This window comes from Pelotomaculum sp. PtaB.Bin117 (assembly GCF_002067195.1).
GTDB lineage: Bacteria > Bacillota > Desulfotomaculia > Desulfotomaculales > Pelotomaculaceae > Pelotomaculum_D > Pelotomaculum_D terephthalicicum.
This window is the reverse complement of record NZ_MVQM01000149.1, coordinates 1-8,905: the sequence shown is the minus strand read 5'-3', so window position 1 is coordinate 8,905 and position 8,905 is coordinate 1. Positions and strand designations below refer to the sequence as shown.

Sequence of the window (8,905 nt, the reverse complement as noted above, 5' to 3'; positions counted from 1 at the left end):
AAAAACTGCTGTTGCAGAAACATTAATATGGCGGGCAATTTCTTGCATTGAATATCCCTGTTCATATGCAGCTATGGCGTAAATCAACTTGGCATTTGTAAGCCTCCTCATCCTCGATCCCTTCTTGATAGACTCGTATTCCTCCTTATCATTAGCAGCCTTTTTTAATATTTCATCCAGTGTCTCTCTTTCAATGATTAGATTTTTATCTTCATCCGGCATTTTAGGTTTAAAATCTACCTTATTAATTACTGCTTCATTAATTATTGCTTCGCAGTCGGTATCATCATCTTGAGACATTAAAATATCATACTCTTTCATGAACCTCTCTCTGTCCCCGGATAACATCTCAAACAATAAACCAAAATTGACAAATTCGTGTTCCATTTGCCTGTAAAAATGGTCACTTGACCAAAGATAATCCCGTACGCTCGAACAGAGTCCCGCTTTTACCGGGTTTCTGTGAATGTATTTAACAAGAGAAATTAGATATCTATCGTCCTGGACGAGAAAAGCCTTGTATCTCCCCTCAAAAATATGACCTGACCTTTCCATGGCTTTATTGTAATACATACCGTACTTTGTATTTATCCGGTGCATCACCCTGTTCAACGGTACTGACAATGTTCGCAGGGCGAGATGGTAATGATTGCTCATAACTACATATGCGAACAATTCAATGTCGTCCAACTCCACCGCCTTACGAAAATATTCAATAAGGCAATACTTATCTTCAGAGCGTTCAAACACGTTCTCCCTGTTAAATCCCCGCTGGATAACATGATATAACGCACCTGGGTACTCAATTCGCAGCTTTCTTGCCAAAATTTAGCACCTCCCGTTACTATTCTACCAGGATGTGTTCAGTCTTTCAAGAATAAGTTAATAAGTTAGGTGCCTGACCCCACAAGAAAAAGGACACTGACCTTGAAAAGGCCGTGTCCTAATTTATAAATCAACTTGGGATTTTGAACTGCTTAGTCCTAGGATTTGGGGAAATACCTTTTTAAGAGACCGTAGAAAGCCATGCAATGTCTGGCTTCGTCTTTGCACGCTTCATGAATGGCATCATGGATAGCGTCCTGTCCTTCCTTATTGGCACGGGTGGCGATTTCCTTTTTCCCGCGATTGGCGCCGGCTTCACCATCCACTAATTTCTTCAGGTTTTCTTCTGTGCTTTCACTTAATACTTCCCCCTGGAGTTCGGCGAATCGAGCCGCGTGATGAGCTTCTTCCCAGGCAATGCGTTTCATTGTCTCGGCTATCTCTACATAGCCCTCGCGCTCAGCCTGGCGAGCCATGGCAATATACATTCCCACCTCCATGCACTCTCCCCTGAACTGCATGTTCAAATCTTCTTCAAAACCAGTGCCTTTTGCCGCGCCAATTTTGTTCCAGTCCACCAGGTCCGGGCCGGATGTGGTCAAAATTTCGAATTTCTCCTTAACAGCTTCACAGTTAGGACATTTCTCCGGTGATGCTTCCCCTTCATGAACATAACCACATACCGTACAGCGCCATTTTTTCATAGCATTTGACCTCCTTGTTATTTTTAAAAATGTATTTTAAAACTATGCTCCCCGATCGCTTAACGGTTTTTGCCTTTTTCCTTTTCCAGGCATCCCGGGCAAATTCCATAGAAATAAAGTGTATATCCTTCCACCAGATAGCCGTTAACGTTAAATGGAGTTTGCATTTCCAGCAGACCATCATCCAAATCATGAACGGATTCGCAAACCCTGCATAAAAAGTGGCTGTGAGGTGCCGGGTTTGGATCAAAATGTCTTTTATCCGCCTTGATCCTGATTTCTTGCAATTCCCCCGACTTGGTCAGCACTTCAAGTGTATTGTATACCGTGGCTAGAGACAATGAAGGGTACTGAGGCTTTAACTGATTGTATATTTCCTCCGCTGACGGATGTGTTGTATTACCTTCAAGCAGATTTAATATAGCCAGTCTCTGGGGGGTTAATTTCAATCCCAGCTTCTTTAATTTTTTTATTACCATTACTAAATCATATCTCCTTTTAATTTAAAATTATTATAATTTAGTAATCATTTTTTGTCAACCTGTTTTTGAGAAATTTCTTTAATAAGTTGACAGAGTGCGTTGGAAGATTTATAATTAACTTAGTAAATTACTAAATCACTAATTTACTATATCGGGAGGTAGAATAATGAGAATACCATCTGCTTTAAAACACAAACCAGTTATTGTATCTGATAATTATGAAAATATCGACGGTCGATACGCTTATAATACCGACGCAAAAGGTCTCTCGTTGGGATTAGCCCAGTGGAATGACCGGGGCAAGATAGATATATCTGCTAAAGTATGGAGGCATACAGGAGAAAAATGGTCTAGACAGTCTGAGGAATTACCGCTTCACCGTGTGCTTGACCTGGCAATTCTCGTATGTAGGGCAAAACATCATTTTCAAGAGGCTTATCGGTATGAAAAGCTATATGATCCCGGAAAACCTGTTATTGACAGAATAGGTTTACAGGGTGATGCTATAACGGTGGCTGTATGTACCGACAATGAGAAAATTGATGAGGATATTAAGTTATTCTGCCAGGCTCTCAGTAATGATGATGAGCTTATTGGTGAACGCTTGCGTACTTTATCAAGAATACTAAAGGAGATGGGGTATTAATCCCATGGACAAAAGGAGAAAAAAAGAACTGAGAGAGCTATACAAGCAAATGAAACCGCAGATGGGAATATTTATTATCCGTTCTAAACTCGATTGAAATCCTGGAGAGCCTTGAATACGATAAGGATGAATCGAAAACCGACTATACAGAAGATTTAGCTTTGCTAAAAATGATTTGGGAAGAAAAATTGGCTGCGGAAAATATGGAGTACTATAAAAAAAGAATATGATTATTAATATACGCTGGGTTAATAATTCAAGAAAGAACACCTCTTACCAAATAGGAGATGGGTAAAAGGTGTTCTTTTGCTTGCAGTTTTTCATCACTTTTCACAGTTTACCGAGCCTTCCAATTGGGGAAGGTCCGCAAAAAGTCTCTTCACTGATAAACTTCATGCAGGGGATGCTATTCAACTTTCCCCTGAGGCTTGAGCTTACCAATCACTTCGGGAATCATTTCCGCCAGTTTGGCCAGACTGCCTTTGCTGGACAGAGAGTAAACCTGAACATTATCCCCTTGAATGATGAGCAGCGCCGCGGGGCTAAGTTTCATGCCGGCGCCTCCGCCGGTGCCTTTGCCTCCTTGATTTTTCTCATCCTGACCTTCACCGCTGCCCATGCCGAAACCAACGGAGGCCGTCACGATAGGGATAACGGTTGTATTGCCGTTGACAATCGGCTCACCAACAATAGTCTTGGTCGAGATCAGATTTTCCAGATGGGACACCAAGGACTCAATGTCTTCTTTAAACATATTGCGCATCCTCCTTTATTTTTCTTCTGGTGAATTTTAATTTCAGCCAGGCCCACCAAAGCTTCCGGACCGGTTCGGACATAAGAAAGCGTATAGCAAGACACAGGATTACAACCGGTATGATCCGGCCTGATGTTTCCCCGGATATATCAAGGACCGGCTCCCTGAAATCAGCATCCAGCTCAAGGCTGACCCGGCCGGTGTTTAACGCGGCGATAAGCCCGGCAAGCAATCCGGTTAAGGCCGGGTCGCCGGCGCCGTAGACACCGCTTAATCGTAGGCGGATTTTTAAGGAACGAAAAACCTTTTTTAAAAAACCTGAAACAACCGTTAAAAACTTTCTGCTGAGTATCTTGCTTATTGTAAAGATGCTGAATCCATGTTTCTCTTTCTTCCGCCCGGCTATTGCCTTTTTTTTCCTCAACCTGACAGTTTCAGGATTCTTTCGGTTAGCAGGGAGCGCTATACCGGCAAGGCGTAATCTAAATAATGCTTTGCCCCTGTTTATTCCAATGTTGGCGACAAGCAATCTCCCCCCCCAAGCGAGCCTCATGTCCAGCCGTTGTTCTTTCGTACACAGCCGTCCTCTGGCCTTAAAAGTCAGCGGCATACTTAAAAGTCCAGCGAGCGACAACAGAATTAGGATTAAAACCATCCATCCGCTCAATGCCGGTCACGCCTTTTGCCGATAATCTTACCCGCCATAGACGAAACGCCCTTGATGGCACCGGGCAGCCCGTGTCCCGCGAGCCTGGCCAATAGCCCCAGCTGTCGTGTGCCGGGAATCCTGGAAACTCCTGCAAGAACCGGTTGCCAGGCCAGCTTTTGGGCGTTCCAGAGACTGACACTTGATGTTCCTATTTTGTCCTGTCCAGCTGCCCTGGCTTTAGTAATAGCCTGCTGACGTATGAAGGGAAGGGCTGCTGGTATCTCAACCTCATCTTCCTGTTCCAGCTCCAGCCAGAGCAGCCTCAGTCTGGAAAGCTCTTGTCTGCATGCAGGGCAACCGCCGAGATGGCTGCGGACAGCTTCTGTCTCGGCTAATTCCAGCTCGCCGTCCAGAAAAGTTTGCAGGGCTTCCGTACTGCACTTCAATGCTCTCACTCCCATCCATAAACACCGGCCAGTTTGCGCCTCAACTGCTGCCTGGCCCGGTAAAGATACGTCTTCACGGTACCCAGCGGCAAGTCCGTGGCTGCCGCTATTTCTTCGTAGCTGAGCCCTTCCTGGTGCCGCATCACAAGCACTAACCGCTGCTGGTAGGGAAGCTTGCTCATCGCCTGCCGGAGCACGTCACGGGCATCCCGCCATTCCGCGGCATGTGCCGGGTCGCCCGTGTTACCGGCAATAGTATCTCCAAGCACTATGTCTTCTGCAACAGGCTGCTCTAGGGAAATTGTCTCCGGTGCACGCCGCCTGAGACAGTTTAAGCAGGCATTTACTGTAACCTGGCGAAGCCAGGGTTTAAACGGCCGGCCAAGCTGAAAGCTGTCTAATCCGGTCAGCACCTTCACAAGCGCTTCCTGGGTGAGATCCACAGCGTCCTCGCTTGAGCCGCCGATTTGGCGACACAACCGATATACGTAGATTTCGTAGCGGGCTAATAATAATCGCCAGGCTCCTTCATCACCTTCACGGCAGCGGATGATCAAATTTTGCTCGGCGTCGGTGTTCACCGTTGCTCCCCCTCAAGCCCTTCAATATATTTATTAACCTATTTTTCTCATAAAGTTTCACTTATAACAAAATATTTTCAATCAATGTAAATACCCGTCTCCCCCATCAAAGCGCGCAGGTCACTGCTGAATATTTCCCTTTTCCGGTCGGCCAGCCGTAAAAATTTTTGGTATATGTCTTCCAGTTCCCCACGGTTCAATTGGTAGCCCAGTTCTCCCAAACAGTGTCTGAGCGCGTGTCTGCCTGACCTGGCGCTTAAGCTTATCGAGTTTCTGGCGATACCGACAATCTCCGGCCGGATAATTTCATATGTCGTTTTGTCCTTTAAAACACCGTCCTGATGGATACCGGAAGCGTGCATAAACGCCCCCGCGCCGACGATAGCTTTATGGGCCGGTACCGGTATCCCGGTAATCCTTGACACAAGCTTGCTAGTAGCTGATATTTCCCTGGTGTTTACCTTCATATCCAGCCCATACTGCTCACGCCTGGTATAGACGGCCATAACGACCTCCTCCAGAGAAGAATTTCCAGCCCTCTCGCCAATGCCGTTGATAGCGCCCTCGATCTGGTTTGCCCCGGCTAGTATGCCGGCTAGCGAATTGGCGGTGGCCATACCCAGGTCATTATGACAGTGCACGCTCACCACAACATTTTCAATCCCCCTGACATTATCCATCAAATAGGAGATCAGCTCTTCGTATTCGGAAGGAGTGGCATAACCCACCGTATCAGGCACATTAATAACATTAGCGCCGGCCTTGATCACTTTTTCCAAAACCGTAACGAGAAAAGCCCGCTCACTGCGAAAAGCGTCTTCCGCATAAAACTCAACGTCACCGACGTATTTCCTGGCGTGCTTTACCGCGGCCGCCGCCATCTCAACAACCTGTTCAGGTGATAGTTTCAGCTTCTTCTCCATGTGTATCGGGGATACTCCTATGCCGGTGTGAATTCTTGGGTGTTCGGCTGCCTGCAAGGCTTCAGCGCAGCAGTCGATATCACTTGCCAGAGCGCGTGTAAGTCCGCAAACAGAAACACCTCTGATCTCCTTGGCAATCGCACGTACAGAATCCGCGTCTCCGGGCGAAGAGGCCGGAAAACCCGCTTCAATCACATCCACGCCGAGTTTGACAAGCTGTCTCGCTATTTCCAACTTCTCAGCAGTATTCAAGGTAAACCCCAGTGACTGCTCCCCATCCCTTAAGGTGGTGTCGAAGATAAATAGCCTTCGCATTAATATTTTCCCCCTTGTGAAGTTGACTATTTGCATACATGATTAACTGTCTAAGGTCGCTAAGGTCTGATTCCATCAAACACCACCCCCCGATAAATTAATAAAACCCTTCGCCTCTTTTCGAGACGAAAGGTTTACCTCCGCGGTACCACTCAAATTAACAGCGCAAAGCGCCGTTCACTCAAAAGGATACGGGACACAAGTCCGATATCCCCTTCCTTTTAACGGCGGAAGCTCCGTCCGGACCTAATTTCGCAATGGATTTCGACCGGCTGCTCCAGGGAGAGTTCAGCGTTAAGCCTTCGGCCGCCTCGCACCATCCGGCGGCTCTCTGGACCCGGCTACAAAACACTTACTATTCCCTCTCATCGTCTTTACATATTATATGAATCTTACCAACTGAAAAGCTCTGCTGTCAATACATAAAAAATATCTTTGGGTATTATCCTTCCAGCAAATACAATGTCAATGGCCCTCCAGCCCTGATTAGCCTCCTCCATTTTTATTATCTTTTTTTACTTGAATACCACATTCCCGATAATATTCGACAACATATTTATCAATTTTTCTACTTATTTTAAGGAGGATTTCTTTACTAACGTTCATTTTAGCCGCGTTAGTAAGGATGCTTCTTGCTATCTCTATTCTATTTCTTATGTCCATCACTTTCACACCCCCTCCTAAAAATAACCGCAAACATAATTCTACAATAAATACTAGCTTATTGCAAATAATAAATTTATGCTGTCGGCAAATTAAGATACGGCGCAAATTTGGATAAAGTATTTTAAAGCTTGCAGCGAAAAAGGAGAACCAAAATGGAGATAGATAACAGAGCCATCGGACAGAGAATTAGGGAAGAAAGAGAAAAACTCAAGCTCTCACGTGAAGAATTTGCAGAGATTATCGATCTTTCCGAATATTACCTCGGGCAACTGGAACGTGGCGAGCGGCAAATGAGCCTACCCTCCCTGGTTAAAATTTCTAATAGCCTGCACATATCTTTAGACTGCCTTGTTTTCGGAAAAACAGAACTCTATAATTATTATGTTCATGATGACCGTAATATTTATGAAACATTTGACCGTAATAGGGACAAAGAATTAAATAATTTGCTCAATAAATGCTCACCAAAAGAATTAGCTCTTATTAAAAAGCTTGTACAGATTATCCTCCCGCATATAAAAGAATAGAACAATTTTACTCGACAATCACTGATCCACTTCAACGGATCCTGCCTTGCACTTTTTCTTCAGTTCCCGGTACAGAAAGCGGCGCATCAAATAATTGTTAAATCCGATTAAATTGCCCGACAAAAAACGGGTAATTTCCCACTCCTCTTCTTCCGCCAACCCCTTGATGGACAGGTCGCGAAAATCAACAGACTTCGCCACCAGCTGCCCCACCAGATCAGGCAGAAAGTCGAGAGACTGCAGGGAAATGTTATTTTCCTTAACCTTCATAAGGGATTTTGCTATCACCAGGTCATCTGTATTGTACATGTCCTTTTCAAAAGGGACCAGTAACTGGAGCTGCTCCAGGTTTGCCAGTTCACCGCTTTTCATGCCGGTCTCTCTCAGGAGTTCCTCCCGGTTGTATGTCCGGTCCAGGTCATCGGGTGCCGCATATTCCATCTTATATAATAGCTCATGCATGTGCATAGCCCTATCAACGGTCGGATTAGGTCCAATGAAGCCCAAGATGCGCTTAATGGCATGCAGCGGCAGGAAAAACCTGCTCTGCATAGTACGAATGATATTGATCAACTCGACATAAGTCTCCGGATAATAAGCCATGTTTTTAGAAGTCCTTACAGGCTCGGGAAGAAGTCCCACCCGAATGTAATGCAATATGGTCGACTTGTTCTCACCTGTTTTTTCTACTATTTCTCTCATGCGATAACTTGCAGTCACTGAACATCCCTCCGGAATTTTATCTAAAAAAATCCTTGACAGCCCAAAGGAGTAAATTTATAGTTTAAGCATAAAGTGTAACTTCACACTTGTCAAATATTGAGGTAAAAGCCATGCAGAAAAAAAATAAATTATTTTACACTATAGTATTCCTCATCTTTAGTGTAACAGCAGTTTATTTTGCCTTGGGCAGGGATAAAGAGCAAAACGACGCGCCAAATCCCAGAGCCGTGGAAACAATGACCGTGCAGTCTCAAACAACACGGCCGGGTGGCGGTTTAACCGGGATTGTTATACCCTGCCGGGAAGCGAAACTGGGTTTCCAGGTAAGCGGCAGAATTCAAGGTCCGGTCCTGGATGAAGGAACTTTAGTGGAAGAAGGAGCGGTTCTGGCCTCCCTCGACCCAGCCGATTACCAGGCGCAGGCGGAAGCTGCCGGCGCTGCGACGGAAGCTGCCCGGGCCGGTATTGAGCAGGCGGCGGCGTTGCTTGAACAAGCCGGGGCGGCCTACCAGAAAGCCCAGCAGGATTACGACCGGATAAAAAGCTTATACGAAGCCAAAGCAGTCTCCAAAGCCCAGCTTGATGACGCCGGCACCCAATTATCGGTAGCCGCGGCCAAGTACCATGAAGCCCAGTCAGGCTACAACGAAGGCCAGGGAGCCAG

Annotated in this window: 12 protein-coding genes, 2 pseudogenes and 1 other annotated feature; of the genes and pseudogenes, 4 read left to right on the top strand and 10 right to left on the bottom strand. The window is 45.7% G+C overall.

The window, feature by feature from the left end; genetic code table 11:
* From A4E54_RS10815 to A4E54_RS10805, 3 genes are all read right to left on the bottom strand, one after another.
* Positions 1-825 (bottom strand): transposase (locus A4E54_RS10815; protein ID WP_286726115.1); only part of this gene is annotated, 825 nt, incomplete at its 3' end.
* Between the two features lie 158 nt (positions 826-983).
* Positions 984-1,529 carry an NADH peroxidase gene (locus tag A4E54_RS10810; RefSeq protein WP_240084028.1) on the bottom strand — a complete coding sequence of 182 codons (546 nt, stop codon included), beginning with the start codon at positions 1,527-1,529 and terminating at the stop codon, positions 984-986.
* A 59-nt stretch (positions 1,530-1,588) separates the two neighbouring features.
* Positions 1,589-2,008, bottom strand: a complete 420-nt coding sequence (locus tag A4E54_RS10805; RefSeq protein WP_240084027.1) for a Fur family transcriptional regulator — start codon at positions 2,006-2,008, stop codon at positions 1,589-1,591.
* A gap of 169 nt (positions 2,009-2,177) precedes the next feature.
* Here A4E54_RS10805 and A4E54_RS10800 point away from each other — a divergent pair, with 169 nt between their 5' ends.
* Both A4E54_RS10800 and A4E54_RS10795 read left to right on the top strand, forming a co-directional pair.
* Positions 2,178-2,657, top strand: a complete 480-nt coding sequence (locus tag A4E54_RS10800; protein ID WP_240084026.1) for a DUF6530 family protein — start codon at positions 2,178-2,180, stop codon at positions 2,655-2,657.
* A gap of 4 nt (positions 2,658-2,661) precedes the next feature.
* A pseudogene (locus tag A4E54_RS10795) lies at positions 2,662-2,887 on the top strand (GIY-YIG nuclease family protein).
* Between the two features lie 176 nt (positions 2,888-3,063).
* On the opposite strand, the gene A4E54_RS10790 reads toward A4E54_RS10795, so the two are convergent.
* The 6 genes and pseudogenes from A4E54_RS10790 to A4E54_RS10765 all read right to left on the bottom strand — a co-directional run bounded on the left by A4E54_RS10790 (position 3,064) and on the right by A4E54_RS10765 (position 6,988).
* On the bottom strand, positions 3,064-3,411 hold the full coding sequence (locus tag A4E54_RS10790) for a GerW family sporulation protein (RefSeq protein ID WP_240084025.1): 348 nt from the start codon (positions 3,409-3,411) through the stop codon (positions 3,064-3,066).
* Positions 3,404-4,021, bottom strand: a complete 618-nt coding sequence (locus tag A4E54_RS10785; RefSeq protein WP_286726112.1) for a DUF2953 domain-containing protein — start codon at positions 4,019-4,021, stop codon at positions 3,404-3,406. Before A4E54_RS10785 ends, A4E54_RS10790 begins: the two co-directional genes overlap by 8 nt.
* Before the next feature lie 53 nt (positions 4,022-4,074).
* Positions 4,075-4,506 (bottom strand): zf-HC2 domain-containing protein, encoded by a 432-nt coding sequence (locus tag A4E54_RS10780; RefSeq protein ID WP_240084023.1) that lies wholly within the window; start codon positions 4,504-4,506, stop codon positions 4,075-4,077.
* A gap of 5 nt (positions 4,507-4,511) precedes the next feature.
* Entirely contained in the window at positions 4,512-5,087 is a 576-nt protein-coding gene (locus A4E54_RS10775) for an RNA polymerase sigma factor (protein WP_240084022.1), read from the bottom strand.
* A gap of 92 nt (positions 5,088-5,179) precedes the next feature.
* Positions 5,180-6,325: pseudogene (locus tag A4E54_RS10770) on the bottom strand (2-isopropylmalate synthase); the annotation flags it as partial.
* 118 nt (positions 6,326-6,443) lie between these two features.
* Positions 6,444-6,703, bottom strand: a binding site (T-box leader).
* Between the two features lie 108 nt (positions 6,704-6,811).
* Positions 6,812-6,988: an aspartyl-phosphate phosphatase Spo0E family protein gene (locus A4E54_RS10765; RefSeq protein WP_240084054.1), complete on the bottom strand. Its 177-nt coding sequence runs from the start codon at positions 6,986-6,988 to the stop codon at positions 6,812-6,814.
* A gap of 155 nt (positions 6,989-7,143) precedes the next feature.
* Between A4E54_RS10765 and A4E54_RS10760 the strand changes: the two genes are divergently transcribed.
* Complete coding sequence (locus A4E54_RS10760; RefSeq protein WP_240084021.1) at positions 7,144-7,518, top strand: helix-turn-helix domain-containing protein; 375 nt, start codon at positions 7,144-7,146, stop codon at positions 7,516-7,518.
* Positions 7,519-7,536: 18 nt separating this feature from the next.
* Here A4E54_RS10760 and A4E54_RS10755 read toward each other — a convergent pair whose 3' ends face one another.
* Positions 7,537-8,238: a MerR family transcriptional regulator gene (locus tag A4E54_RS10755; protein ID WP_286726110.1), complete on the bottom strand. Its 702-nt coding sequence runs from the start codon at positions 8,236-8,238 to the stop codon at positions 7,537-7,539.
* 113 nt (positions 8,239-8,351) lie between these two features.
* Between A4E54_RS10755 and A4E54_RS10750 the strand changes: the two genes are divergently transcribed.
* Positions 8,352-8,905 (top strand): efflux RND transporter periplasmic adaptor subunit (locus A4E54_RS10750; RefSeq protein WP_502687943.1); only part of this gene is annotated, 554 nt, incomplete at its 3' end.

Bases quoted from the DNA above. Each gene is read 5' to 3' on its own strand.
- A4E54_RS10810 (WP_240084028.1), bottom strand. From the start codon at position 1,529: ATGAAAAAATGGCGCTGTACGGTATGTGGTTATGTTCATGAAGGGGAA.
- A4E54_RS10805 (WP_240084027.1), bottom strand. From the start codon at position 2,008: ATGGTAATAAAAAAATTAAAGAAGCTGGGATTGAAATTAACCCCCCAG.
- A4E54_RS10800 (WP_240084026.1), top strand. From the start codon at position 2,178: ATGAGAATACCATCTGCTTTAAAACACAAACCAGTTATTGTATCTGAT.
- A4E54_RS10790 (WP_240084025.1), bottom strand. From the start codon at position 3,411: ATGTTTAAAGAAGACATTGAGTCCTTGGTGTCCCATCTGGAAAATCTG.
- A4E54_RS10785 (WP_286726112.1), bottom strand. From the start codon at position 4,021: ATGCCGCTGACTTTTAAGGCCAGAGGACGGCTGTGTACGAAAGAACAA.
- A4E54_RS10765 (WP_240084054.1), bottom strand. From the start codon at position 6,988: ATGGACATAAGAAATAGAATAGAGATAGCAAGAAGCATCCTTACTAAC.
- A4E54_RS10760 (WP_240084021.1), top strand. From the start codon at position 7,144: ATGGAGATAGATAACAGAGCCATCGGACAGAGAATTAGGGAAGAAAGA.